The organism is Bacillus sp. XT-4, from assembly GCF_050864245.1.
Classification (GTDB): Bacteria; Bacillota; Bacilli; order Bacillales; family Bacillaceae; genus Bacillus; species Bacillus altitudinis.
Genome location: NZ_JBPAFI010000024.1, coordinates 1 through 608, shown reverse-complemented (window position 1 = coordinate 608; position 608 = coordinate 1). Strand labels below are relative to the sequence as shown.

At 53.6% G+C, this 608-nt stretch carries 1 pseudogene; it reads right to left on the bottom strand.

The features are described from left to right. A pseudogene (locus tag ACRRMM_RS19140) lies at positions 1-608 on the bottom strand (hypothetical protein); the annotation flags it as partial.

The following is a 608-nucleotide window of genomic DNA, read 5'->3' as shown; positions in this document are numbered from 1 at the left end:
CCAGTAACTCCAGTGGCACCAGTAGGCCCAGTATCTCCAGTTACACCAGTATCACCGGTTGGACCAGTATCTCCAGTTACACCAGTGGCACCAGTAGGCCCGGTATCTCCAGTAGCACCAGTGGCTCCAGTAGCACCGGTAGGTCCGGTATCACCAGTTACACCAGTGGCACCGGTAGGTCCAGTATCTCCAGTTGATCCTGCTGCAGCCAGTAATGTGTAGTCTGGGGAAGTATCTGGTGTACCTGTCGGTGGTGCAGTATTTACTACATACGTACTGCCATTAAAGGTCACTACTTGCCCTACCGGGTAAGTAGGACTTACTACCGGATCAAACGCTTCAATTCCTGTTAATCCTACACCGGTATCTCCAGTAACTCCAGTCGCACCAGTAGGACCGGTATCACCAGTTACACCAGTAGCACCGGTAGGCCCAGTATCTCCAGTTACACCAGTGGCACCAGTAGGCCCAGTATCTCCAGTTACACCAGTGGCACCAGTAGGCCCGGTATCTCCAGTAGCACCAGTGGCTCCAGTAGCACCGGTAGGTCCGGTATCACCAGTTACACCAGTGGCACCGGTAGGTCCAGTATCTCCAGTTACACCAGT